The organism is Segatella copri (assembly GCF_019249795.2).
GTDB lineage: Bacteria > Bacteroidota > Bacteroidia > Bacteroidales > Bacteroidaceae > Prevotella > Prevotella copri_B.
Genome location: NZ_CP156892.1, coordinates 320,533 through 344,499, shown reverse-complemented (window position 1 = coordinate 344,499; position 23,967 = coordinate 320,533). Strand labels below are relative to the sequence as shown.

Below are 23,967 nucleotides of genomic sequence, written 5' to 3'. Positions count from 1 at the left end.
GAAAACAGGTACTGGTAATGTTAAAATTAAATGTTTTTGCAAAAAAGTTTGGTGTTTTCAAAATAAATTGTTATCTTTGCAACGATATTTAACATTATTAACGCAATAAATACTGGGTAGCCTATTGGATAGACATTTACTTAATAAATAAGATTAAGAAAATGAGAAAACTCAATAATATGACAGACGAAGAGTTGGCCCTGGCTTATGTCGGGGGCGACAACAGAGCCTTTGACCTGTTGCTTTCACGCAACGAGGTGAAACTGTTCTCTTACATCCTTTTCGTGGTTCACGATGAGGATCTGGCGAATGATATCTTCCAGGAGACATTCGTAAAGGCTATCAGTCGTTTGCATGCTGGCCAGTATTCCTGTTCTGGCAAATTTATTTCGTGGTTAATGCGTATAGCGCATAATGTCATCATCGATGGTTATCGCAGTCAGTGTGTATTCCGCATGGTTGAACAGGGGAACGACAATGATCTTTCCTGTCTGCGAGGCGAAGATTTTCAGGCAGACTGTGCTGAGCAGGAGATGGTACGCAAACAGGTGCTCCGTGATGTGAAGAAACTGGTAGACTTTCTGCCGGCTCCACAACGCGAGGTGGTTTATATGCGTTATTATCAGCAGATGTCTTTCAAGGATATAGCCGAGTGTACCAATGTGAGCATCAATACGAGTCTAGGAAGAATGCGTTATGCGCTCCTTAACCTCCGCAAGATGGCTAAGGAGCACAATATCTATCTGAATCTTGATTAGAGGAGTTCTTTCAGGGCATGGATGGTAGCATAAGGGTCTGTGCTCTTGAACACATAACTTCCGCTTACCAGCACGTCTACTCCGGCTTTCACCAGTCTTGGAGCAGTTTCTGCCTGCACGCCGCCATCTACCTCGATGAGTGCCTGGCTTCCGCTCTCTTTGATGAGCTGGCGCAGACGGCCTATCTTCTTGATGGTGTTCTCGATGAATTTCTGTCCGCCGAAGCCTGGGTTAACGCTCATCAAAAGTACCATGTCTACATCGCAGATGATGTCTTCTAGTACACATACCGGGGTAGAAGGGTTGAGGGTAACTCCTGCCTTCATGCCTGCTGCATGAATCTGCTGGATGGTGCGGTGCAGATGGGTGCAGGCCTCGTAGTGCACGTTCATCAGCATGGCACCGAGCTTGGCAGTCTGCTCAATGTAATTTTCCGGGTGCTGTATCATAAAGTGAACATCGAGGGGCTTGGTGCACACCTTGCTCACGGCTTCTATCACAGGGAAGCCGAACGAGATGTTGGGCACGAAGACACCATCCATCACATCGAGGTGGAGCCAGTCGGCCTCACTCTTGTTAATCATCTCTATATCACTCTTCAGGTCAATGAAGTTGGCTGAGAGCAATGAAGGGGATACCATTGTTTTCATCTTTCTTCTTCTTCTAGTTAGGATAGCACACCTTTAGCTTCCCATTTTGCACCATGGTATGATAGGAGTAGGCTATCTGCTTGATGAAGTAGATGGTCTGAGCCGAAGGTCTCATTTTCTTTGGTGTAAATACTTGCTTCATAGGCGTGAATCTTTTTATTTGAATAATACTTCTTGTTATTTGTTTTTAGAACGGGCATGTCTTGAGGATGAGTTACCTGTTCTCTAAATAAATAACGGCGTATTGGGAAATTTATTACATTCAGGCGAAATATTTTTTCTTTTTCTTTCTCCCTATATATAATAAGGTATAGTGGAGAAAACGTGAGACGAAAGTGGAGAAAAAGGGGCGCTGGATGATAAAATAGTGTTAAATCTTAAAATTTCTCGACAAAAAGTTTGTAGTTTAAAAGAAAAACTGTACTTTTGCGGTAGAAATGAAGAACGAAGGAGAATCTTTTCGTTAAAAAGAAAGAAACGCCTCGTTTTTGGTAGTAACAAACAATTAAAAGAAAAGCAATATGAATACATTCGTATCTACATCATGGTGGTGGCGTAACTCAAGATTCCAGAAGTCGTGAGTCGAGACGCTGTATGTGGATGTGAACAACATAATATACTAGGGGTCTGCCGTAACTTACGACAGGCCCCTTTTCTTTTACAACGAAAAATAAAAACAAAAAATATAGGAGATATTAACTATGGAAATGAAGGACATTTTGAACAGAATGTTGAACCATGAGGAACTTTCCCGTGAGGAAACCCGAGACATCATTGTAGGAATCACCAAGAGTGATTTTCCTGAGGAACAGATTACAGCCCTGCTCACCGGTTTGCAGATGAGAGGCGTAACGGTAGATGAACTGCTCGGTTTCCGTGACGGAATTCTTGCCACAGGCGTGCCAGCCATCCTGGATTGCGACCGCTACATTGACGTGGTGGGAACCGGTGGCGACCGCAAGAACACCTTTAACATTTCTACTACTTCCTGCTTCGTCATTGCGGGTGCGGGTTACAAGGTGGCAAAGCACGGCAACTATGCGGCTACTTCGGTGAGCGGTGCCAGCAACATCATCAAGAACCACGGTGTCCAGTTTACCGATGATATAGACAAGCTGAACCGCAGCATCAACGAGGCAGGCATCGTTTATCTTCATGCCCAGCTCTTCGCCAAGGCAATGAAGTTTGTAGGTCCTATCCGCAAGGCTTTGCAGTTTCCTACCGTGTTCAACCTGTTAGGTCCTCTTGTTAATCCTAGTCAGCCTAAGTGCCAGTTGCTGGGTGTAGCCAATCTCGACCAGATGCGCCTTTACAATCAGGTTTACCAGAAACTAGGCATTGATTTCGGCATTGTTAACAGCATCGACGGATATGATGAAATTTCACTCACCGGCGACTTCAAGGTAACCACCAACAACTATGAGAAGATCTTCAAGCCTCAGGGTCTCGGTTTCGAGATAGCCAAACCGGAAGAGGTGCGAGGCGGAGCAACCGAGGAAGAGGCTAAGGACATCTTTGATGCAGTACTTGAAAACCGTGCCCTCCCAGCCCAGAAGAACATCGTTCTCGCCAATGCAGCCTTCGGCATCCAGGTAATGGAGAAGGGACAGAAGAGCATAGAGGAATGTGTGGAGATAGCAAGAGAGAGCATTGACTCGGGTAAGGCGCTCGCTACCTTCAAGAAATTCGTAGAGATCAACAGTTAAAGGTAAAAAGGGCTTTTAAAAGTAAAAAGGTAAAAGGGTAAAAAGGTAAAAAGAGCCTTAACCCCTTTGTTCCCCCCCCCTCCCCCCGTTCCCAGCGATTCCATCGCTGGTTCCCCAAGTCTTTATCTTAAATAAAAAAACGAAAAAAATGGCTGATATTTTAGAGGAAATTGTGGCTCATAAAAGAATAGAGATTGAGCAGCGTAAGCGCTTTATCCAGCCACGGCAGATGATAACCCTCACCGAGCAGAAAATGCAGGAAGATGGGGGAAAGGTGCCGGGCGGAAGCATGAAGGAGTCGCTGATGAACTCGGAAACGGGAATCATTGCTGAATTCAAGCGCAAATCGCCTTCTAAGGGCTGGATCAAACAGGAAGGTAAGCCGAGCATCATCCCGCTCGCCTACCAGCAGAACGGAGCCTCGGCGCTCAGCATCCTCACCGACATTGATTACTTCGGAGGATATGATGAGTATATTCAGGAGGCGCGCCATGTGGGCGTTACCCTACCTATCTTATATAAGAACTTCGTGGTAGAGGAATACCAGCTGCTGCAGGCGAGATACTGCGGAGCTTCTGCCGTGCTGCTCATTGCGGCCTGCCTGACCAAGGAGGAGTGTAAGCAACTCATGAACATGGCACACCAGCTGGGCATGGAGGTACTGCTCGAGATGCATAATGAGCGCGACTTCGAGTATGCTGAACTGGAACCGGATATGTACGGCATCAACAACCGAAATCTCGGAACCTTCTTTACTGATGTGGAGAACAGCTTCAGATTGGCAGAGAAACTTCCGAAGGATGTGTGCAGGGTGAGCGAGAGTGGCATCTCCAACCCGCAGACGGTTCTCCGGTTGAGAGAAGAAGGCGGCTTCAGAGGTTTCCTGATGGGCGAACAGTTCATGAAACAGGCTGACCCGGGCGTGGCGCTTCAAGAGTTTATTAAGCAGTTGAAACAATAAAGAAAATGTTAGTAAAGGTTTGTGGAATGCGTGAACCTGGTAATGTAAAGCAGGTTGCGCAACTCGGCGTTGATATGATGGGATTTATCTTTTATCCTAAGTCTCCACGGTATGCCAGTCATGTGCTGGCTCGCTCTGATGCTGACCGCAATGTGTGCCGAGTGGGAGTCTTCGTGAATGATTCCATTTCCAATATGTTGGATAAGATTCATTCATTCTCTCTGAATGCGGTGCAGATGCATGGAAGCGAGAGCAGGGAACTGTGTGAGCAGCTGCGTGCAGCAAAGGGGAATATGAAGATAATCAAAGCCATTAGTGTTTCCACTGCCGGGGACATTCTGAAATATAAGGAGTATGTAGGCGCTGTTGACTACTTCCTTTTCGACACCAAATGTAAGACAGTGGGCGGAAGTGGTCAGCAGTTTGACTGGCAGGTACTGGATGAATATGATGGCGATGTTCCATTCCTGTTGAGTGGCGGCATAGGTCCGGAAGATGCTTCCCGTATCCTGTCTTTCCATCATCCCCGATGCGTAGGAATCGACCTCAATTCCAGGTTTGAGATAGAACCGGGACTGAAGGATGTAGAGAAACTCAAGGAATTCCTTTTAAAGGTAAAAAAGTAAAAAGGTAAAAAAAATGAATAAGATAAATGCATTATTTGCAAACAATAAAGACCGCAAGCTTTTGAGCTTGTATTTCTGCGCCGGATGCCCAACTTTGGAAGGTACCGGTGATGTAATTAAGGCGATGGAGCGCAAGGGGATAGATATGATTGAGGTAGGAATCCCTTTCAGTGATCCGTTGGCTGATGGTCCTGTTATCCAGAGTGCCGGAACCGTGGCTCTGAAGAACGGAATGACGGTGAAGAAACTCTTCGCCCAGCTGAAGGAAATCAAGGATGAAGTGCAGCTTCCACTCGTGCTGATGGGTTATCTGAACCCAATCATGCACTACGGCATTGAGGCTTTCTTCAAGAGCTGCGTAGAGAGTGGAGTGAGCGGCACCATCATCCCAGACCTTCCCTTTGATGATTATCTGAAGGTGGTAAAACCCATAGCCGATAAGTATGACATCCGTGTCATCATGATGATTACGCCAGAAACCAGCGAGGAGCGCATCCGTTTCATCGATGAGCATACCGATGGATTCATCTACATGGTCAGTTCGGCAAGTATCACGGGCGCCCAGAGCAGTTTCGGCGATGCCAAGCTGGCTTATTTCAACCACATCAACAGCATGAATCTGCGCAATCCACGCATGATAGGTTTCGGCATCAGCAACAAGCAGACCCTTACCAGTGCGCAGGATAATGCGGCGGGAGCCATCATCGGCAGCAAGTTTGTAACCCTGCTCAATGAAACCGGTGATCCGGATAAGGCTTTAGATGGGCTTTTTGAGTGCCTCGAAAAGTAGTTGATAGTTAACAGCGGCTTCGCCGTATAGCAGGCTTGCTCTATAAACTATAAATAATAAATTATAAACTAAGTATTATGTATCAAGTTGACGAAAAAGGATTTTTTGGAAAATTCGGAGGAGCGTATGTTCCTGAGATATTATATAAATGTGTAACCGAGTTGCAGCAGGCTTACAAGCCAATCATTGAGAGCGAGGAGTTCAAGAAGGAATACCGTGCGCTGCTCAAAGATTATGTGGGCCGTCCTTCACCTCTTTATTATGCCAAGCGCATGAGCGAGAAGTACGGATGCCAGCTCTATCTGAAGCGCGAGGACCTGAACCATACCGGTGCACACAAAATTAACAACACCATCGGTCAGATTCTCATGGCCAAGAAGATGGGCAAGACCCGCATCATTGCCGAAACCGGAGCCGGACAGCACGGTGTGGCTACAGCTACGGTATGCGCCCTGATGAACATGAAGTGCGAAATTTTCATGGGTGCCACCGATGTGGAACGCCAGCATACCAACGTAGAGCGTATGAAGATGCTGGGAGCCAAGGTGAACCCTGTGCGCACCGGCAATATGACCTTGAGCGATGCCTGCTCTGAGGCCATACGTGACTGGTGCTGCCACCCACAGGATACCTTCTACATCGTAGGTTCTACCATGGGTCCGCACCCTTATCCAGACATTGTTGCCAAGATGCAGAGCGTAATCAGCGAAGAACTGAAATGGCAGTTGGAGGAGAAGATAGGCCGCGACTATCCTGATTACCTCATCGCCTGCGTGGGTGGCGGAAGCAACGCTGCCGGAACCATCTACCACTACATTGATGATGACCGCGTGAAGATATATCTGGCTGAGGCTGCCGGACACGGAATAGATACCGATTATACCGCTGCCACCATGCACTGCGGTACAGAGGGCATCATCCACGGAGCCCGTACCCTCGTGATGCAGACCGAGGACGGACAGATAGAGGAAGCCTTTACCATCAGTGCCGGTCTCGACTATCCGGGCATCGGCCCTATGCACGCCGACCTTGCCACATCGGGCAGGAGTCATGTGCTCGCCATTAAGGACGATGAGGCCATCTACGCCGGTTACGAACTCACCCGCATGGAGGGCATCATTCCGGCTATTGAGAGTGCACACGCCGTGGCAGCCCTGAAGAAGATGAAGTTCAAGAAGGATGATGTGGTGGTGCTCACCGTGTCAGGCCGTGGCGACAAGGATGTAGAAACGTATTTGAGCCATAAGGAAATGGCAGGAGAGTACGGAAACTTCTAATAGCAAAGATTTAATTTTTAAAATGGCAAAGTTTAGTTACAAGACAGTTACCCGCAAGATTCTCGCCGACCTCTATACGCCGGTGGGAGTCTACATGCGACTGAGAGATATTTATCCGCAGTCGGCTCTTATGGAGAGTTCCGACTATCATGGCTCCGAGAATTCGCGCTCCTTCATCGGTGTGCATCCGCTGGCAAGCATCGCCGTGAGTCATGGTGAGGTCATCAAGACCTATCCCGACGGAAGAGTAGAGAAAGAGCAGCTTCCTGCCTTCGGTGCCGGTCAGGGCGAGGACTGCAAACTCGCCATCTCAAAGAGTATCAACGACTTCATCTCTTCCTTCCATGTAGAGGGCGAGAGCAAGGAGTTCTGCGGACTCTACGGATTCACCACCTTCAATGCGGTGAGATATTTTGAGAACATCCCAGTCAAGGATACCACCATGGAGAAGAATGATGCGCCCGACATCTATTACATCATGTATAAGGACATCATCGTCTTCGACCATTTCAACAACACCATGGAGCTCATTGCGCTCCAGGAAAGTGAAGATCCTCACTCTTCACTTCCAGAGCTCGATGAACTGCTCAAGGCGGTGAACAAGGCAAATGTGAAACCTTATGATTTCCACCCGGTGGGCGAAACCACCTCTACGCTCACCGATGAGGAGCACAAGGCAAACATACGCCGATGCATACAGCACTGCCTGCGCGGAGATGTATTCCAGATTGTGGTGAGCCGCCGCTTCGTACAGAAATATGAGGGCGATGATTTCAAACTCTACCGTGCGTTACGCAGCATCAACCCTTCGCCTTACCTCTTCTATTTCGACTTCGGCGGTTTCCGCATCTTCGGTTCTTCGCCTGAAACCCATAACCGCATCGTGGGCAACAAGGCGTTCATTGACCCGATTGCCGGAACCACCCGACGCACAGGAGATATGGAGCAGGACCGCAAGGCTGCCGAATTCCTGCGCAACGACCCGAAGGAGAATGCCGAGCACGTGATGCTGGTAGACCTGGCGCGCAATGATCTGAGCCGCAACTGTCATGGGGTGAAAGTAGATTTCTACAAGGACATGCAGTTCTACAGTCATGTTATCCATCTCGTGAGCCGTGTGAGCGGAGAGTTGGATGAGCATGCCGACCACATCAAGGAGTTTATTGATACCTTCCCTGCCGGCACGCTGAGCGGTGCGCCTAAGGTGAGAGCGATGCAGATTATATCAGAGCTGGAGCCTCACAACCGCGGTGCCTATGGTGGCTGTATCGGTTTCATCGGTCTGAACGGCGACCTGAATCAGGCCATCGTGATACGTACCTTCATTAGCCGAAACGGCGAACTCTGGTTCCAGGCGGGTAGTGGAGTAGTGGCAAAGAGCAATGATGAGTATGAGCTGGAAGAGTGTAACAACAAGCTCGGTGCGCTGACCAAGGCGATTCACATTGCTGAAGAATTGTAATAGTGATTAATTATTAGTGATTAGTGATTAGTGATTATTTCTCGCTGATTGTACTCAATAATCAATAATAAATAACAAAAGATGAAAGTAGTAATCATAGATAATTACGATTCCTTTACCTATAATCTTGCCCATCTGGTAAAGGAGTTGGGAGCTGATGTTACGGTGTTCCGCAACGACCAGTTCCAGTTGCCGGAGCTGGAGCGCTTCGACAAGATCATTCTGAGTCCGGGTCCGGGCATTCCGTCGGAGGCGGGACTGCTGATGGATGTTATCCGCAAGTATGCAGGCCGCAAGCCGATGCTGGGCGTATGTCTGGGTCATCAGGCCATAGGCGAGGCGTTTGGAGCCAAGCTTACCAATCTTTCTGAGGTGTATCATGGAGTGGCAACCCCTTGCACCCATTTTGGCAACGATGTTATTTTCGACGGGTTGGACAAGCGCATAGAGATTGGCAGATACCACTCTTGGGTGGTAGACCGCTCGGGATTCCCTGACTGCCTGGACGTTACGGCAGTAAGCGATGATGGTTGCATCATGGGTCTGAAGCATAAGAACTATGATATTCATGGTATCCAGTTTCATCCGGAAAGCGTGCTGACGCCAGACGGCAAGAAGATGGTGAGAAACTGGTTGGAAAAAGCTTAATGACCTTAATGACCAATGACTTTAATGACCACCATGACCGCATGGTGGTTGTTGAGGTTTTTGTTTATGATAAGAAAGCAAAGCCTGACGCTCTCTCGAGTGCCAGGCTTTTTACTAACATCTAACCCTCGCTACAATCCTCTCACGAGTTTCGCGAGTTTGTATTAACTTAAATCATACCTTCCCAATGAAGGAAAGGTCTACTAATAACTGTCTTAATCTTTTAAAAATTTTACATATCCCAAGCCACAGCACTCGCACCGAGTACGGCAGCAGAACTACCATCAAGGGTAGAAACAAGGAATTTAGCCTTACCCTTGAAGGTGCGGAGCACGTGCTCATCATAAGCCTTCTGGATAGGTTTCATGATGAGGTCGCCAGCCTTGGTCAGACCACCGAAGAAGACGAAAGCCTCTGGTGAAGAGAAGGCTGCGAAATCAGCACAAGCCTCACCGAGCATCTTGCCGGTAAACTCGTATACACGCAGTGCCAGCTTGTCGCCCTTGCCTGCAGCAACGCTCACATCATAAGATGTAATATCCTCCGGATTCATCTCACGGAGCAATGAAGGCTCATCGCTCTTCTCGAGGAACTCGCGTGCTGTGCGAGCCACACCAGTGGCAGAGCAGTAAGCTTCGAGACATCCTGTACGGCCGCATCCGCAGATACGACCCTCTTTGCCACGTACCATGGTAACGTGACCCAATTCGCCTGCGAATCCGTCGCAGCCGTAAACCATCTGTCCGTTGATGACGATACCAGAGCCAACGCCTGTACCGAGCGTAACGTCGATGAAGTTTTTCATGCCTCTTGCTACACCGTATGTCATCTCGCCGAGCGCAGCAGCGTTGGCATCATTGGTCATACCTACAGGCAAGCCGCCGAGGGCTTTGCTGAACAAGTCGGCCAATGGTACCACTCCGTCGTGTGCCCAAGGAAGATTTGGAGCGAATTCAATGGTTCCATTATAATAGTTTGCGTTTGGCGCACCGATACCCATTGCCTTAATCTTGTCAATGCCGCCTACCGTATCAATGATAGGCTGGAGAGCTTCTACGGCTGCCTTCACATAGTCTTCAACTTTTCCGTAACCGCCTGTCTTGATGGCAGTTGTTGCTTTGATCTCTCCGCGAGCATCTACGATGCCGAAAACTGAATTTGTACCGCCGAGGTCAAGGCCTATTACGTACGGTTTAAGTGTATTATCTGTCATGTTAATTATTTAAAATTAGTTAGAATTATTTTATTTCTCGGCAAAGATACTGAAAACTTTTGAATCTCGTTTATTTTTAAATATAAAAAATTTTAATTTTCTTTTTTTTCTGCCAGATGATTTGCTGTCCGAAATTTCTCTGTTGCCCTAAATCCTGTTTATATTCATGCAGAACATCCGCGTAATCCGTGTAATCCGTGCCCGAAAATATAAAAAACGGATATAAAATGAACTTTTAGGCAAAAAAATTGTGCTTTGTGCCCAAAATTTTGTAACTTTGCCGACTGTTAGAAATTGTAACGATACTAAGATGAATTTAGCATTTCCAATTGAGATAAACATCCTTGACTTCATATTCAAAGGAATTGTCATCGGTGTTCTTGCCTCAGCCCCTATGGGTCCGGTAGGCATCCTTTGCATCCAGCGTACACTCAACAAGGGTCGCTGGTATGGGTTTGTAACAGGTGTGGGTGCCGCATGCAGCGACATTGTATATGCTCTGTTTACAGGCTTGGGCATGAGTTTTGTAATGGATTTTGTGAGTAACTCCGAGAACAAGTTCTATCTTCAGATTTTCGGCAGTCTGATGCTCCTCGTATTCGGAATCTACTGCTTCAAGAGCGACCCGATGAAGAACATGCACAAGTCGAGCAACAAGCAGGGCACCCTGATGCACAATGGCATCACGGCGTTCCTCGTAACACTCTCCAATCCGCTCATCGTGTTCCTCTTCATGGCCACCTTCGCGCAGTTTGCTTTCGTCGTACCGGATATGCCGGTAGAAATGGGAGTAGGGTATCTCAGCATCGTCTTCGGAGCCCTGCTGTGGTGGTTCGGACTCACCTGGCTCGTCGACAAGATTAGGAACAAGTTTGATACCAACGGCATCGTCATTATCAATAAGGTAATAGGCAGCGTGGTCATCATCTTCTCCATCATCGCTCTCTTCGGCACGATTTTCAATCTGTATCATCTGCCGGAATTTTAAAAGTCCTTAAACAGGTCTTTAAACACCCCTTCAATCAGAAGAAGGCAAAGCATAAAGTTCAAAAGTTAACAGTTCAAAGTTTATGTTTGTAGCACAAGAATTAAGAAAGAAAAGTATCGCAGAATACTTATTATATATGTGGCAGATTGAGGACATCATCCGAGCTTACGGATGCTCGCTGCCTGTCATCAAAAAGAATTATGTAGACCGGTTCGACTTTACACCCGAGCAGCGCGAGGAAGAACTCGACTGGTTTGGCAACCTGATTCGCATGATGAACGAGGAGGGAAAGCGCGAGGGAGGACACCTTAATATTAATAAGGTGATACTGAAGGACGTCATTGATCTGCACGGCATGCTGCTGCAGAGCACCAAGTTTCCTATCTACAATGCCGAATATTACAAGGTGCTGCCTTTCATCGTAGAGCTGCGCCAGCGGGGCGACAAGGATCTCAACGAGATTGAAACCTGCCTCGATGCTCTCTATGGTGTGATGATGCTGCGCCTGCAGAAGAAGGAAATTACGCCCGAAACCGAAAGGGCCATCAAGGAGATAACCGTTTTCATAGGTCTGCTCAGCGATTATTACATCAAAGACCGAACCGAGGGACTCAAGTTTGATGATGACGACATGTAGGGATTAGTTATTAGTGATTACTTTTTAAGAATATACATTATTATATATTTACAACAGGATGAACGAAATAGAAAGAAGAAGAACATTTGCCATTATCTCTCACCCGGATGCTGGTAAGACAACATTGACCGAGAAGTTTCTGCTTTTCGGTGGACAGATTCAGGTGGCAGGTGCTGTAAAGAATAACAAGATTCGCAAAACTGCGACTTCTGACTGGATGGATATTGAGAAACAGCGTGGTATCTCGGTATCTACATCTGTAATGGAATTTGATTATCTCCCTGCCGGACAGGAGGGAGAACCTTATAAGGTGAATATCCTGGATACTCCAGGTCACCAGGACTTCTGCGAGGATACCTACCGCACACTTACAGCCGTAGATTCAGCCATCATCGTGGTTGACTCTGCCAAGGGTGTGGAGGCACAGACCCGTAAACTCATGGAGGTGTGCCGCATGAGAAATACCCCGGTAATCATCTTCATCAACAAGATGGACCGTGAGGGACGCGACCCGTTTGATGTGCTTGACGAGTTGGAAGAAGAGCTCAAAATCAAGGTTCGCCCGCTGAGTTGGCCTATCGGTCAGGGCGCCCGTTTCAAGGGTGTTTACAACATCTACGAGCATCAGCTGAACCTCTTTACCCCTAACAAACAGCGAGTTACCGAGAAGGTAGAGGTAGACATCCAAAGTTCAGAACTCGACGAGCGGGTTGGTGAACGTGAGGCTGCACAACTGCGTGAGGAACTGGAACTGGTAGATGGTGTTTACCCTAAGTTTGAGGAAGAAACCTACCGTTCGGCCGAAGTAGCACCTGTGTTCTTCGGTTCGGCACTGAACAATTTTGGTGTTCAGGAACTCCTCGACTGTTTTGTTCATATTGCTCCATCTCCTAGACCCACCCAGGCAGATGAGCGACTGGTGAAGCCTGAAGAACCTAAGTTCAGTGGTTTCATCTTCAAAATTACAGCCAATATTGATCCAAACCACCGCTCCTGCATCGCTTTCTGTAAGATATGCTCGGGCAAATTTGTGAGAAATCAGCCATATTACCACGTGCGCTTGGATAAGAACGTGCGTTTCTCTTCGCCTACCCAGTTCATGGCACAGCGCAAGAGTACCATTGACGAGGCTTATCCGGGTGACATTGTAGGTTTGCCAGACAACGGTATTTTCAAGATAGGAGATACGTTGACGGAGGGAGAGAAGATGCATTTTCGCGGTTTGCCAAGCTTCTCTCCACTCCTTTTCAAGTACATCGAGAATGATGACCCGATGAAGAACAAGCAGTTCCAGAAGGGATTGGAGCAGCTCATGAACGAGGGTGTGGCGCAGCTCTTCGTCAACCAGTTCAACGGCCGCCGCATCGTGGGCACGGTTGGTCAGCTGCAGTTCGAGGTTATCCAGTACCGCCTGGAGAACGAGTACAACGCCAAGTGCCGCTGGGAGCCCGTGCATCTTCACAAGGCTTGCTGGATAGAGGCAGATGACGAGAAGGAACTCGAGAACTTCAAGAAGCGCAAGTACCAGTACATGGCCAAGGATATTGAGGGGCGCGATGTCTTTCTTGCCGATTCGGGCTACGTGTTGAGCATGGCGCAGCAGGATTTTGAACACATCAAGTTCCATTTCACATCGGAATTCTAAATCAATGTAAAAAAGATGGATGAAGAAATTCTAGATTACAACGGGCAGAAAGAGGGATGGGTCAGTAAGATGGTGGATTGGCAGAAAAAACATATTTCTGACCGCCAGATGACCCTTATCCTGGCTTTTATCATCGGCCTTCTGGCGTCGGTGGCAGGATATTTCCTGCACGGCATTGTGCACGAAATACAGTTGCTGCTCACTTCGGGATTTAACAAGGGCACCTATAACCTGCTCTTCCTGCTCTTCCCGATTGTGGGCATTTACCTCACCATGCTCTTTATTAAATATGTGGTCAGAGATAATATTTCCCACGGTATCACCCGTGTGCTTTACGCCATCTCTACCAAAAATTCCAAGCTCAAGGCCCACAACTGCTGGTCATCGGTGGTGGCATCAGGTATCACCATCGGTTTCGGTGGTTCCGTGGGAGCCGAGGCTCCTATTGTGCTCACGGGTTCGGCCATCGGCTCAAACCTGGGACAAATCTTCCGCATGGACAAGAAAACCATGATTCTGCTGGTGGGCTGTGGCGCCTCTGCAGCCATTGCTGGAATCTTTAAGGCGCCTATTGCCGGACTCGTGTTTACGCTTGAGGTGCTGATGGTAGACTTGAGCATGGCTTCCTTGCTGCCTATCCTTATCAGTTGTGTAACAGCTACTTGCTTTACCTACATCCTGATGGGCTCCAAGAGCCTTTTCGATTTTACGCTTACCAATCCGTGGGCGCTCGACCGCGTGCCTGCCTGCTTGTTATTGGGCATCTTTTGCGGTTTGGTGAGCCTTTATTTCATGCGCACCATGTCGGCATGCGAGGGCTTCTTTGCCAAGCTTTCGCCTTATCCATACGTAAAGCTGCTGTTTGGCGGACTGATTCTGAGTTCGCTCATCTTCCTCTTCCCTTCGCTCTATGGCGAAGGCTATACGGCAGTCAACGTGCTGCTGAAGGGACAGAATGTGGAAGACTGGGGGCAGGTGATGAGCCGTTCGCTCTTCTACGGGCACAACCAGCTGCTCATCCTCTATATCGCCTTGGTAACCTTTACCAAGGTTTTTGCCACCTCGGCCACCAATGGTAGTGGCGGATGCGGTGGTACCTTTGCTCCTTCGCTCATTATCGGAGGTTTTGCCGGTTTCCTCTTTGCGCGCCTTTGGAATGTGAATCAGGTAGGTGTCTATGTTCCTGAGCAGAACTTTACACTGATGGGTATGGCGGGCCTCATTACGGGCGTGATGCATGCACCGCTTACGGGCATCTTCCTCATCGCCGAACTCACGGGCGGCTACCAGCTCTTCATGCCGCTGATGATAGTGTGCATCTCTTCGCTGCTCACCATCAGCATCTTCGAGAGTCACAGTATCTACGCCCTGCGTCTGGCTAGAGAGGGCAAGCTGCTCACCCACCATATTGACAAGGCTGCGCTCACCCTGCTGGGCATGCAGGATGTCATTGAGAAAGACTATCATCCGGTAGGTTCGGATCTGCCGATGAGCAAGCTGGTGAGTGAGATAAGTCGCAGTAACAACAACTTTCTGCCTGTTTTGGATCAGGCGGGTGTGCTGTTGGGAGTAATAGATATTACGAAGATTCGCCACATTATCTTCCGCACCGAACTGTATCAGCATTTCACCGTGCGTCAGCTGATGATGCAGCCTGCTGCCGTTCTTACCGAACATGACAGTATGGACGAGGTGATGCAGAAATTTGATAAAACCGATGCCGCCCAACTGCCAGTGGTTGATGTGGCAGGCGTACTTAAGGGTTACATCAGCCGTACTAGAATCTATTCCATGTACAGGCAGATTGTAGCGGATATGTCGGCAGAGTAGGAGTTTTAAGTGAAGAGTGAAGAACGAAGAGTGAAGAATTCAACGGCTTTGCTGGTTTTATTTTAAAATATTAGTGTTTTATGGAGAAGAAGGATTTGAGAATTGTTTTCATGGGAACACCGGAGTTTGCGGTGGAATCCCTCAAGCACCTAGTAGAGGGCGGTTACAATGTTGTGGCTGTGGTTACGCAGCCTGATAAACCGGTGGGCAGACATCAGGATACGCTGCAACCTTCGCAGGTTAAGCAGTATGCCGTAGAGCATGGTTTACCGGTGCTGCAGCCTGTAAAGATGAAGGACCCAGACTTTGTGGAGCAGTTGCGTTCTTATCAGGCTGACTTGCAGGTGGTAGTTGCTTTCCGCATGCTGCCAGAGGTGGTTTGGGCGATGCCGAAATATGGTACATTTAATGTACATGCAGCCCTCCTTCCGCAGTATCGCGGTGCGGCGCCTATCAACTGGGCAGTGATTAATGGCGAGAAGGAGACGGGTGTTACCACCTTCTTCCTCGACCACGATATTGATACCGGTCGCATCATCCTGCAGAGACGTTTTCCTATTCCGGAGACGGCAAATGTGGAGTATGTTTACGACGGGTTGATGCATCTTGGTGCTGAATTGGCGCTGGAAACCATTGATGCGCTCATCGCTGCCGATGGCAATATCGGTTCCATTCCTCAGAGCGAAATGATAGGACAGGGTGCCGAACTAAAGCCGGCTCCGAAAATCTTCAAGGATACTTGCCGCATCGACTTCCACAAGCCTGCCAAGCAGGTGTATGATTTCATCCGCGGTCTTTCTCCATACCCTGGTGCATGGACTGAAATTAAGAAGAAGGAGACAGTAGTATTCTTTGACGATCCTAAGGGCGATGATGATTACGTGAGGTTCCCTGAGCCTACTGCTCATCCATCCCATAAGCAGAGTACACAGAAAATTCAGGTACTTAAGATATTTTCTACCCGTCTTTCATGTATGAAGCGTGGTGATGCGCCTGTGGGATCGCTCCGCGTTGAGGGGAAGTCGTTACAAGTAGCCTGCCTTGACGAATGGCTCATTATTCAGGAGTTGCAGCTCAGTGGCAAGAAACGCATGGATGCTTCTGCTTTTCTCAATGGTATGAAGGACATAGCTTATTATGAGTGTTTGAAGAAAGATGTTAGTGACGATTTTTAAGATTCAAAAGATTTTTGATTTTTAGTTTTATAGTATTATGACTGTAGATGAAGACATCAAGCGTGCTGTAGAGTGCATGCGAAAGGGTGGAGTGATACTCTATCCTACAGATACCGTATGGGGCATAGGATGCGACGCCACCAACCCTGAAGCGGTAAAGAAAGTTTATGAAATAAAGAAACGTGACGATTCTAAGGCGCTTATCTGCCTGATAGATTCTGCTGACCGCATGGCGCGTTATTTCCGCAATGTGCCACAGGTAGCATGGGATTTCATCGATGCTGCCATGCCTGTAAAGCCTACTACGGTTATTCTTGATGATGCGAGTGGAGTGGCTAATAATCTGGTAGCAGAGGATGGAAGTCTGGCGATGCGTATAACCTATGAGCCTTTCTCCAAACAACTCTGTTACCGTTTTCAGAAGCCTATTGTAAGTACAAGTGCTAATGTGAGTGGTGAGCCTGCTGCACAGAATTATCGCGACATCTCCGAGGAAATCCTCAATGCTGTAGATTATGTTTGCTGGAGCCGCCGTCAGGAGCATAAACCACATCAGCCTTCCAGCATCGTTAAGATTGCTAAGGATGGTGAAGTGAAAGTAATCAGATAGGTTTTCCATCCTTATATGAATGCCTGCTAGAGGGATATTTTCTTCCCTTAGCAGGCTTTTTTGTATGTTTCTGTCTATAATATACTTTAAGAAGTACTATTGTTATTCGTTTATATGACAAAAAAGAATTCCGCTCAATACGGATATATAACAAGAAACCCTGCAAGAAATGAATCTTGCAGGGTTTATCTTGGGTGGAAGGTGGGACTCGAACCCACGACATTCAGAACCACAATCTGACGCTCTAACCAACTGAACTACGTCCACCATATTGGTTATGTTTTGCTTTTTCAAAAATAGTTGGGTGGAAGGTGGGACTCGAACCCACGACATTCAGAACCACAATCTGACGCTCTAACCAACTGAACTACGTCCACCATATTCTTGTTAAGCGGGTGCAAAGGTACGAAAAAAAAATGGTTCTACCAAATTTTTTCGTACCTTTTTTCTTATTTTTTATTTTGCAGGGCTTGTTGGAACAACTGGAGCTGCCTTCTGGGCATCTGCACCAGCTGCAGGAATAGCCTTCTGCGCACCTGCTGCTGCATCCTTGCTAGCACCTGGCATAGCAGGAAGAGCGGTCTGCTCCTGAGTGGCTCCCTCCAAAACACTGCTTTCGCCAGCTGCCTGAGGGGCTACATAAGCACATGCCACGCTGATGACAACCAAGGCTGCAGCGAGGCCCCATGTTAATTTCTCAACAATGTCAGTGGTCTTGCGAACACCCATGATTGAGTTGGTTGAAGAGAAGTTACTTGCAAGTCCACCTCCCTTTGATTCCTGGATGAGCACGATGAAAATCATCAGGATAGCTACCAGGACGATTAATACTACTAATAATGTGTAAGCCATTTTTTAAAACTAGTTTTATTTATTTATTATTCTTCTTTATTTCTTCTTGCTGTTCAGCATCAGTTTCTCAAGGAATCTGAGCTGGTCAACATAATATCCGTTCTTGTCAGGATGCTGCTGATGCAGGCGGCTGATGATTTCGTAAGCCCTCTGATACTTGCCCTGCTTGATGTAGATGCGGGCGAGGGTTTCGGTGAATACACCGCTGTTTTCCTCTTCGCCATCCTTGCCGGAATCGGTCTGAAGTTCGGGAGTAAATTCTGGTTTGTAATCTTCGTCCTGCTGGATTTTGAGCAGTTTGAAACCGCCATCCTCCATAAAGTCGTCGATGAGACTCATGGTGCGCGAAGTATCTTCTGGCTCCTGCTGGTCTTCGGTCTCCATGAGATAAGCCACATAGTCTACAGCCGCGTCAGCAGGTGTAGGCTTACGTTTCTCCTTCTTCTCTTCTTCGTCTTCTTCCATAGGTATGGATCCCAGGAAGTGATCGATGAGGTCGCTAGTACGGTCTCCGTGTTTTTCTGCTCCTATTCCTCTTACGCCTTGCTGCTTGTCGGATTCAGCCTCTTCAGGGGCGTTTTTTATCTGATAGTGGGCTGCCTCTACCATCTCGAAGATAATCTTACGGTCGGTGATGTAGATGGCTGCACGGCGCAGTTCTTCGTCGAAACTCGGGTCGTGGAGCAGGTACAGATTCTTCAACATCAGCAGGCGTGCCGTCTGATAATACGGATATAAGGCCAAGAGGGCGCGCAAGTCGTAGAGCGTCTCTCGGTTCATTTCCTCCGGGTGTTGTATCAATCTGTTTAATTCCACGATATTTTTACTTTATTTTATTTTGAACTTTAAACATTGAACATTGAGTTTTGAACTTTATGATTAGTAAAGCCGTTAAATTCTTCACTCTTCGTTCTTCACTTACTTTACCAGTTAGCTACCGTAGCGTTGAATATCTGGTCTACCAGGTCTTTGATAATCTGGGTTACCAGTTCTTCCTGCACCGAGGCAAGGCTCTGAGTGGTGTCGTAGGTCTTGGCAGATGTAAACTGCTTTTCGAAGTCCTCGGTATGGTTCTTGGTGTTGGTGAAACGTACGTTTACGGTGATACTGAGCTCGGTCTGTGCTGAGTATCCCTCAGAACTAACCGACTTGTTGCGCTGAGAATATTGGGTGATTTCGCCCTCTATCTTCAGGTCTCCGTTGCGTGACACCTGTATGAGCTGGGTGTTGCTGGCAAACTTATCCTTGAGTTCGTTGTTGAACATCGGACCCATCGGACCCCATACATACGAACTTCTGATAGGGAAGTCGGCTATCTGTATGGTCTTGGTTTTGGTGTAGTCGATGCTGGCACCGTTGAACTTGTAGCTCACGGAGCATGCTGCCATGACCGCCACCATCAGTGTGACTCCTATTATATATAGGTACGCGCGTATATGCTTCATAACTTATATTTGTTAATCTTTCTGTACAGAGTTCTGTCGGAGATTCCCAGTTCTTCTGCCGCTTTCTTGCGGTTTCCGTTGTTTCTCTCCAGTGCCTTTTCTATCATCTGCTTGCTAAGATCGCTGAGGTTCAGATTCTCGTTTTCTTCCTTGATCTCCTCAATCTCAGCATCCTCGGCTTCGGGTTTGTAAGTGCCCCTCATGCCTCCTGTAGCTATTTCCTGACGGATGTGTTGTAGCTCGTCGAGATCGGTAATCGGAGGTACGGAAGATACCGGAGAAACCGATGAAACCGGAGATACAGATGATACTGGAGCTACCTGGGTATTCGGCTGAACCGGAGAAACATATCCGCCTGTACCGCCCAACTGGCGGGCCTCATCGAGTTGCTTGCGCAGGCTGTTCATCTCTCGTCTCAGGTCGCTCACGTTGCCCCTCAGTTCGTAGAGAATCTTATATAGCAGTTCGCGCTCGCTGGCGTAGCTATGGTCGTCCTTGCCATCCTTCTGTATGGTGGCGAGCTGTGTAGACTCCTCATCTCTCGGAATAAACTGGGTGAGAGTCTGTGCATCGATTTCTCTTTCCCGGCTTAGCACTGACATCTGTTCGGTAATGTTCTTGAGCTGTCTCACATTTCCCGGCCACTTGTATTTCAGCATGATCTGCTTGGCCTCATCTGAGAGTGAAATCTTAGGCAGACGGTATTTTTCGGCCATCTGCATGGCGAAGAGGCGGAAGAGCAGGAGGATGTCGTCTCCACGCTCTCTCAATGCAGGCATCTGTATCGGGATAGTGTTGAGGCGGTAGTAGAGGTCCTCGCGAAAGCGGCCTTCGCTCACAGCCTTGCGCATGTTTACGTTGGTGGCTGCCACGATGCGGACATCCGTTTTCCTTATCTCAGTTCCACCCACGCGGATGTATTCTCCCGTTTCGAGCACGCGCAGCAGTCTTGCCTGCGTCTGTATCGGGAGTTCGCCCACCTCGTCAAGGAAGATGGTACCCTTGTTGGCAATACCGAAGTATCCTTCGCTTTCGCCTATGGCTCCAGTGAAGGAACCCTTCTCATGTCCGAAGAGTTCGCTGTCAATGGTTCCTTCCGGAATGCTTCCACAGTTGATGGCGAAATATTTCTCTCTGCGGCGTGGCGAATTGTCGTGAATCACCCTTGGAATGATTTCCTTACCCACACCGCTCTCGCCGATGATGAGCACGGAGAGATCGGTCGGCGCTACCTGTAGGGCTACGTCGAGCGCATGGTTCAATCCGTCGCTGTTACCGACGATATTGTAGCGTTGTTTTATCTTTTGTAGTTCGGAAGTATCCATTTAGCTGCCAAAATTACTCATTTTTTCCGAATTATCTGCATTTTTTTTTAATTTTAACGTTCGGGAGGTCTGATTACAGGGCAGATTAGCCTTTTTTGCGTCATCTTCCCTCCCGAATCTTTCTTTATTCCGCTTTTTCTCGGGAATAGGGAATCTTTCTCTTATCCCTTTTTCTTAGGGATGGAGAATCTTACCTTCTCACTCTCGTCACGCTTCTCGTGGTAGAGTTTAGGCAGTGGATTCTCGTAGGCCTCATCATAGTCTTCGCGGTTGCAGAAGGCATCCAGCGCCAAGTAGATGGCGTGGCGGAAGGAGATTGCATCGGCTTCGTTGCAGCCCGTGATGCTGTAGCTAGGAGTGGTGTTGGCGGCGGTGTGCACGAGTGGCAGACCGGCAGTAAAGAGTACGCCATCCTCGGTGTAGAGAGAATGGAACGGGGTAGTAGCCTGATCATGATACATGGCCATGATGCCGTCGAACTCTACGAAATGGCCGTTGCCGAAGAACTCGTCAGCAGGGTAAGGACCAAAAGCTTGTATTTTCTGCTCGGCAAGCTGGTCAATGGCTGGGATGATGATGCTGGCTTCCTCTGGTCCGCAGCTCTCCTCACCGTTGTTGCTAGGATTCAGGGCGAGCACGGCGATGCGCGGGTTGGTAATCATGAAGTCTCGCTTCAGTGATGTGTGCATCTGCTTCACCTTCTCGATGATGAGCTCCTGGGTGATAGCTGCCGGCACGTCCTTGAGCGGAGTCTTTTCGGTTACGGATGCGATGCGAAGGTCGCCGCCGCAGAGGATGGAAAGGCCTTTGGCACCTTCGCCCAGGCAAGTTTCTATGTATTCCTTGTGGCCCTTGAACTGGAAGCCCTCAAATTGTGCGTTCTGGTTGTTTACCGGTGCGGTAACGAGCACGTCGAAGAGCTCGTCGCGGTAGTCGGTCATGGCTCGGTCAAGTGCCTTGATGGCTGCCGTACCCGATTCCTGAGTAGGCATGCCCATGTCAACCTTTACCTCCTCATCTACGGCTGGCAGGAGGTTGATTCTTCCGTCTTCAGCATCTTCTGCTTTCTGGATGATGGAGAACTGGGCTGGCAGATTCATCGCCTTGCGGTAATAAGCTGCCACTTTAGGCGAACCGTAGATGATAGGGGTACAATACTCCAACATCTCTGGCTCACTGAATGCCTTAAAAATGAGTTCGTATCCGATACCGTTGGTATCTCCGTGAGTGATGGCCACTCTAATCTTTTTGCTGTCCATTTATCGTTTTATTTTATAGTAGAAATCGCAGCTTCTAGCTGCTTGATTAATATTTTCTTTTTCATTTCGGGCGCATAGACGAAGCCGATGATGATGATTTCATCCCCCGTTTTTCTCAGGCGGATGCGCCTCATCACGTAGGGACCTCCCATGGCGTCGCCCTTCATCTCCCAGAGTCCTTTTTCTGAAAGGACCGGGATTATCATGTACATGCTGTCGGTTTCGCCGGGCATGTTTGTGCGGAGCATGCTGTCAATCTGCTGCTTCTCTTGAGCAGGAAAAGCATCAGAATTAGCTTTCCCTCTTCGTTCTTCCCTCTTCACTTTCATGAGGATGAGGTTCTTCATGCCCGAGCTGGCGTTGTTTGAGATCCAAATGAAGTTCTTCGCCTTTTTGCTTGCCTGCATTTCGGCAGGGATGTTCATGCTGATGCCGAAGTTCTTCTTTACCAGTTGTTGCATCTCGCGGTTCTGCTTGCTCGGGTTGGTGGAGATGATGGATGCGAGGTGCTCCAGTTCAGTCTCATCTACGAGCTGGCGCAGTTTCTCGGGGGTGAGTTTCTCTCTGAGTTGCTGCAGCGAGCGGGCAGAGATGCGGATGACGATCTGCGGTGAAGCATTCTCGTTGCGGCTCAGCCTGACTGAGAATTCCGCTGCCGGGATGTTCACTACGATGCGAGTTCTTACGAGCAGGTAGCTGTCGTGGATCTTGCCCTTCTTAACCTGGATGAGCCGGCAGAGCGGTTCGGGTTGGGGCAGGGCTGGCACCTCTTCCGTCAGTATCTTCGTAACGATGCTGTCGGTATCTCCCTTGAGTACCACCTCGTAAGGCTGTCCTGTGCTCTTGGGCAGTTTTCTGTTTCTTCCTCCTCCCGGGCTGCAACTTGCCAGAAAAAGGAACAAAAGACAGCCGGCAAGTAGGATCTTTAAAGATTCTCTAACCATTTTTCCCCACCTTTCCTTACTTATTCATCTTCTCTTCATCCTCGTGCTCACGGATTTCTCCGATTTTCTTCGAGGTGCTGAGCAGACCGCAGGCGGCGTAGATGTCCTGGCCGCGGCTGGCACGGATGGTGGTGAAGACACCATGCTGGGTGAGGTAATCACGGAACTGCTCCATCTTCTCATCATCCACACCTTGCAGAGGAATGTCTGGAATTTGGTGGAAACGAATCAGGTTGAAGCGGCAGTCAAGTCCCTTCACCAGCTTGATGATGGCCTTGGCATGCTGCATACTGTCGTTTACGCCCTTAAAGACGATGTATTCGAAACTCAGGCGGCGTTGATGAGAGAAATCATAGTTCCTCAGCAGTTCTACTACCTGCTCAATGCCCATGCCCCTTTCGGCAGGCATCAGTTCAGCGCGCTCAGAAGGGATAGGGTCGTGCATGCTGATGGCCACATGGCAGTCGCTCTCTTCCAGGAACCGCTTCAGCTTGTTCTTCACGCCCACCGAACTTACCGTGATGCGCTTCGGGCTCCATGCCCAGCCGTAGTCGGCGGTGAGAATCTCTGTGGCGCGCAGCACATTGTCGAGATTATCCATCGGCTCGCCCTGACCCATGAACACGATGTTGGTAAGCTTGTCCACCTCCGGCAGCGAGTAAACCTGGTTCAGAATGTCGCCTGCAGGCAAGCTGCCCTCAAACCCCTGCTTGCCGGTCTGGCAGAACAGGCAGTTCATCTTGCATCCCACCTGCGAAGAAACGCACAGCGTGGCGCGGTCTTTGTCGGGGATGTAAACCGTCTCGACAAATTTGCCGCTTCGGGTAGGGAAGAGGTACTTGATGGTACCATCCACCGAATGTTGTGCATCGGAATATCCGAAGCATCCTATTTCGTATTCGGCAGCGAGTTTGGCACGGTTCGCCTTCGAGATGTTGGTCATCTCATCAATGCTCTTCACATGCTGCTCATAGAGCCACTTCGCCATCTGCCCACCGGTGAAGGCGGGCATGCCTAAGTCCTTTGCCACCTGCTTCAATTCGGCAAGTGTAAGGCCCAAAAGATATTTTTTTTCATTATTCATACTGCAAAGATAGTGTTTTTTGCCGAAAAATTAGTATCTTTGCCACATATTTTAATATAATAAGATAAAATAAAGATAAAAA

Annotated in this window: 24 protein-coding genes and 2 tRNA genes; 14 read left to right on the top strand and 12 right to left on the bottom strand. The window is 48.4% G+C overall.

Annotated elements, in window-relative coordinates; translation table 11 throughout:
• The first annotated feature begins 161 nt into the window (after nt 1–161).
• Complete coding sequence (locus KUA48_RS14430) at nt 162–758, top strand: sigma-70 family RNA polymerase sigma factor (RefSeq protein WP_118253824.1); 597 nt, start codon at nt 162–164, stop codon at nt 756–758.
• Here the strand turns inward: KUA48_RS14430 and rpe are convergent.
• Together rpe and KUA48_RS14420 are read right to left on the bottom strand one after the other, a co-directional pair.
• Nucleotides 755–1,408 carry a ribulose-phosphate 3-epimerase gene (rpe, locus tag KUA48_RS14425; protein ID WP_215652389.1) on the bottom strand — a complete coding sequence of 218 codons (654 nt, stop codon included), beginning with the start codon at nt 1,406–1,408 and terminating at the stop codon, nt 755–757. The two genes, KUA48_RS14430 and rpe, sit on opposite strands and share 4 nt — an antisense overlap.
• Nucleotides 1,409–1,421: 13 nt before the next feature.
• A complete protein-coding gene (locus KUA48_RS14420; protein ID WP_022120798.1) occupies nt 1,422–1,550 on the bottom strand; it encodes a hypothetical protein in 129 nt (42 codons plus the stop codon).
• Nucleotides 1,551–2,109: 559 nt separating this feature from the next.
• Between KUA48_RS14420 and trpD the strand changes: the two genes are divergently transcribed.
• From trpD to KUA48_RS14385, 7 genes are all read left to right on the top strand, one after another.
• On the top strand, nt 2,110–3,114 hold the full coding sequence (gene trpD, locus KUA48_RS14415) for an anthranilate phosphoribosyltransferase (protein WP_218433402.1): 1,005 nt from the start codon (nt 2,110–2,112) through the stop codon (nt 3,112–3,114).
• 148 nt (nt 3,115–3,262) lie between these two features.
• Nucleotides 3,263–4,075, top strand: coding sequence for an indole-3-glycerol phosphate synthase TrpC (gene trpC, locus KUA48_RS14410; protein ID WP_118151989.1), 813 nt, complete (start codon nt 3,263–3,265; stop codon nt 4,073–4,075).
• Nucleotides 4,076–4,080: 5 nt separating this feature from the next.
• Entirely contained in the window at nt 4,081–4,701 is a 621-nt protein-coding gene (locus KUA48_RS14405) for a phosphoribosylanthranilate isomerase (protein ID WP_119237142.1), read from the top strand.
• A 13-nt stretch (nt 4,702–4,714) separates the two neighbouring features.
• The gene (trpA, locus tag KUA48_RS14400; protein ID WP_118253821.1) at nt 4,715–5,491 is read left to right on the top strand and encodes a tryptophan synthase subunit alpha; all 777 of its coding nucleotides are present in this window, start codon (nt 4,715–4,717) and stop codon (nt 5,489–5,491) included.
• Between the two features lie 77 nt (nt 5,492–5,568).
• Complete coding sequence (gene trpB / locus KUA48_RS14395; protein ID WP_022121018.1) at nt 5,569–6,768, top strand: tryptophan synthase subunit beta; 1,200 nt, start codon at nt 5,569–5,571, stop codon at nt 6,766–6,768.
• 22 nt (nt 6,769–6,790) lie between these two features.
• Nucleotides 6,791–8,230 carry an anthranilate synthase component I family protein gene (locus tag KUA48_RS14390; protein WP_153138894.1) on the top strand — a complete coding sequence of 480 codons (1,440 nt, stop codon included), beginning with the start codon at nt 6,791–6,793 and terminating at the stop codon, nt 8,228–8,230.
• 81 nt (nt 8,231–8,311) lie between these two features.
• The gene (locus tag KUA48_RS14385) at nt 8,312–8,878 is read left to right on the top strand and encodes an aminodeoxychorismate/anthranilate synthase component II (protein ID WP_218433404.1); all 567 of its coding nucleotides are present in this window, start codon (nt 8,312–8,314) and stop codon (nt 8,876–8,878) included.
• Between the two features lie 232 nt (nt 8,879–9,110).
• Here the strand turns inward: KUA48_RS14385 and KUA48_RS14380 are convergent, their stop codons facing one another.
• Nucleotides 9,111–10,091 carry an ROK family protein gene (locus KUA48_RS14380; RefSeq protein WP_119226838.1) on the bottom strand — a complete coding sequence of 327 codons (981 nt, stop codon included), beginning with the start codon at nt 10,089–10,091 and terminating at the stop codon, nt 9,111–9,113.
• A 310-nt stretch (nt 10,092–10,401) separates the two neighbouring features.
• On the opposite strand from KUA48_RS14380, the gene KUA48_RS14375 reads away from it, so the two are divergent.
• The 6 genes from KUA48_RS14375 (at nt 10,402) to KUA48_RS14350 (ending at nt 16,976) form a co-directional block, all read left to right on the top strand.
• Nucleotides 10,402–11,079: a LysE family translocator gene (locus KUA48_RS14375; RefSeq protein WP_118253816.1), complete on the top strand. Its 678-nt coding sequence runs from the start codon at nt 10,402–10,404 to the stop codon at nt 11,077–11,079.
• Nucleotides 11,080–11,161: 82 nt separating this feature from the next.
• Nucleotides 11,162–11,716, top strand: coding sequence for a DUF4924 family protein (locus KUA48_RS14370; RefSeq protein WP_006846332.1), 555 nt, complete (start codon nt 11,162–11,164; stop codon nt 11,714–11,716).
• Nucleotides 11,717–11,774: 58 nt separating this feature from the next.
• The gene (locus KUA48_RS14365; protein WP_119237144.1) at nt 11,775–13,361 is read left to right on the top strand and encodes a peptide chain release factor 3; all 1,587 of its coding nucleotides are present in this window, start codon (nt 11,775–11,777) and stop codon (nt 13,359–13,361) included.
• A 15-nt stretch (nt 13,362–13,376) separates the two neighbouring features.
• Nucleotides 13,377–15,191, top strand: a complete 1,815-nt coding sequence (locus tag KUA48_RS14360; RefSeq protein WP_371833714.1) for a chloride channel protein — start codon at nt 13,377–13,379, stop codon at nt 15,189–15,191.
• An 80-nt stretch (nt 15,192–15,271) separates the two neighbouring features.
• A complete protein-coding gene (fmt, locus tag KUA48_RS14355) occupies nt 15,272–16,366 on the top strand; it encodes a methionyl-tRNA formyltransferase (RefSeq protein WP_153079597.1) in 1,095 nt (364 codons plus the stop codon).
• A 37-nt stretch (nt 16,367–16,403) separates the two neighbouring features.
• Entirely contained in the window at nt 16,404–16,976 is a 573-nt protein-coding gene (locus KUA48_RS14350; RefSeq protein WP_118253812.1) for an L-threonylcarbamoyladenylate synthase, read from the top strand.
• A gap of 192 nt (nt 16,977–17,168) precedes the next feature.
• On the opposite strand, the gene KUA48_RS14345 is transcribed toward KUA48_RS14350, so the two are convergent.
• From KUA48_RS14345 to rlmN, 9 genes are all read right to left on the bottom strand, one after another.
• Nucleotides 17,169–17,244: transfer RNA gene (locus KUA48_RS14345), tRNA-His, on the bottom strand.
• A gap of 34 nt (nt 17,245–17,278) precedes the next feature.
• Nucleotides 17,279–17,354 (bottom strand) — tRNA-His (locus KUA48_RS14340).
• 78 nt (nt 17,355–17,432) lie between these two features.
• A complete protein-coding gene (gene secG / locus KUA48_RS14335) occupies nt 17,433–17,828 on the bottom strand; it encodes a preprotein translocase subunit SecG (protein WP_119226835.1) in 396 nt (131 codons plus the stop codon).
• A gap of 36 nt (nt 17,829–17,864) precedes the next feature.
• The gene (locus KUA48_RS14330) at nt 17,865–18,644 is read right to left on the bottom strand and encodes a tetratricopeptide repeat protein (protein WP_218433406.1); all 780 of its coding nucleotides are present in this window, start codon (nt 18,642–18,644) and stop codon (nt 17,865–17,867) included.
• Between the two features lie 107 nt (nt 18,645–18,751).
• Entirely contained in the window at nt 18,752–19,273 is a 522-nt protein-coding gene (locus KUA48_RS14325; RefSeq protein WP_119226833.1) for an LptE family protein, read from the bottom strand.
• Nucleotides 19,270–20,598: a sigma-54-dependent Fis family transcriptional regulator gene (locus KUA48_RS14320; RefSeq protein ID WP_118253807.1), complete on the bottom strand. Its 1,329-nt coding sequence runs from the start codon at nt 20,596–20,598 to the stop codon at nt 19,270–19,272. Before KUA48_RS14320 ends, KUA48_RS14325 begins: the two co-directional genes overlap by 4 nt.
• A 161-nt stretch (nt 20,599–20,759) precedes the next feature.
• Nucleotides 20,760–21,857, bottom strand: a complete 1,098-nt coding sequence (locus KUA48_RS14315; protein ID WP_218433408.1) for a PdxA family protein — start codon at nt 21,855–21,857, stop codon at nt 20,760–20,762.
• Between the two features lie 8 nt (nt 21,858–21,865).
• Nucleotides 21,866–22,801, bottom strand: coding sequence for a DUF4837 family protein (locus tag KUA48_RS14310; RefSeq protein ID WP_218433410.1), 936 nt, complete (start codon nt 22,799–22,801; stop codon nt 21,866–21,868).
• A gap of 16 nt (nt 22,802–22,817) precedes the next feature.
• On the bottom strand, nt 22,818–23,885 hold the full coding sequence (rlmN, locus tag KUA48_RS14305; protein WP_118253805.1) for a 23S rRNA (adenine(2503)-C(2))-methyltransferase RlmN: 1,068 nt from the start codon (nt 23,883–23,885) through the stop codon (nt 22,818–22,820).
• Between the last annotated feature and the right edge of the window lie 82 nt (nt 23,886–23,967).

Coding starts and splice junctions, on each gene's coding strand:
- KUA48_RS14430 (WP_118253824.1), top strand. CDS start 162: ATGAGAAAACTCAATAATATGACAGACGAAGAGTTGGCCCTGGCTTAT.
- rpe (WP_215652389.1), bottom strand. CDS start 1,408: ATGAAAACAATGGTATCCCCTTCATTGCTCTCAGCCAACTTCATTGAC.
- KUA48_RS14420 (WP_022120798.1), bottom strand. CDS start 1,550: ATGAAGCAAGTATTTACACCAAAGAAAATGAGACCTTCGGCTCAGACC.
- trpD (WP_218433402.1), top strand. CDS start 2,110: ATGGAAATGAAGGACATTTTGAACAGAATGTTGAACCATGAGGAACTT.
- trpC (WP_118151989.1), top strand. CDS start 3,263: ATGGCTGATATTTTAGAGGAAATTGTGGCTCATAAAAGAATAGAGATT.
- KUA48_RS14405 (WP_119237142.1), top strand. CDS start 4,081: ATGTTAGTAAAGGTTTGTGGAATGCGTGAACCTGGTAATGTAAAGCAG.
- trpA (WP_118253821.1), top strand. CDS start 4,715: ATGAATAAGATAAATGCATTATTTGCAAACAATAAAGACCGCAAGCTT.
- trpB (WP_022121018.1), top strand. CDS start 5,569: ATGTATCAAGTTGACGAAAAAGGATTTTTTGGAAAATTCGGAGGAGCG.
- KUA48_RS14390 (WP_153138894.1), top strand. CDS start 6,791: ATGGCAAAGTTTAGTTACAAGACAGTTACCCGCAAGATTCTCGCCGAC.
- KUA48_RS14385 (WP_218433404.1), top strand. CDS start 8,312: ATGAAAGTAGTAATCATAGATAATTACGATTCCTTTACCTATAATCTT.
- KUA48_RS14380 (WP_119226838.1), bottom strand. CDS start 10,091: ATGACAGATAATACACTTAAACCGTACGTAATAGGCCTTGACCTCGGC.
- KUA48_RS14375 (WP_118253816.1), top strand. CDS start 10,402: ATGAATTTAGCATTTCCAATTGAGATAAACATCCTTGACTTCATATTC.
- KUA48_RS14370 (WP_006846332.1), top strand. CDS start 11,162: ATGTTTGTAGCACAAGAATTAAGAAAGAAAAGTATCGCAGAATACTTA.
- KUA48_RS14365 (WP_119237144.1), top strand. CDS start 11,775: ATGAACGAAATAGAAAGAAGAAGAACATTTGCCATTATCTCTCACCCG.
- KUA48_RS14360 (WP_371833714.1), top strand. CDS start 13,377: ATGGATGAAGAAATTCTAGATTACAACGGGCAGAAAGAGGGATGGGTC.
- fmt (WP_153079597.1), top strand. CDS start 15,272: ATGGAGAAGAAGGATTTGAGAATTGTTTTCATGGGAACACCGGAGTTT.
- KUA48_RS14350 (WP_118253812.1), top strand. CDS start 16,404: ATGACTGTAGATGAAGACATCAAGCGTGCTGTAGAGTGCATGCGAAAG.
- secG (WP_119226835.1), bottom strand. CDS start 17,828: ATGGCTTACACATTATTAGTAGTATTAATCGTCCTGGTAGCTATCCTG.
- KUA48_RS14325 (WP_119226833.1), bottom strand. CDS start 19,273: ATGAAGCATATACGCGCGTACCTATATATAATAGGAGTCACACTGATG.
- KUA48_RS14320 (WP_118253807.1), bottom strand. CDS start 20,598: ATGGATACTTCCGAACTACAAAAGATAAAACAACGCTACAATATCGTC.
- KUA48_RS14315 (WP_218433408.1), bottom strand. CDS start 21,857: ATGGACAGCAAAAAGATTAGAGTGGCCATCACTCACGGAGATACCAAC.
- KUA48_RS14310 (WP_218433410.1), bottom strand. CDS start 22,801: ATGGTTAGAGAATCTTTAAAGATCCTACTTGCCGGCTGTCTTTTGTTC.
- rlmN (WP_118253805.1), bottom strand. CDS start 23,885: ATGAATAATGAAAAAAAATATCTTTTGGGCCTTACACTTGCCGAATTG.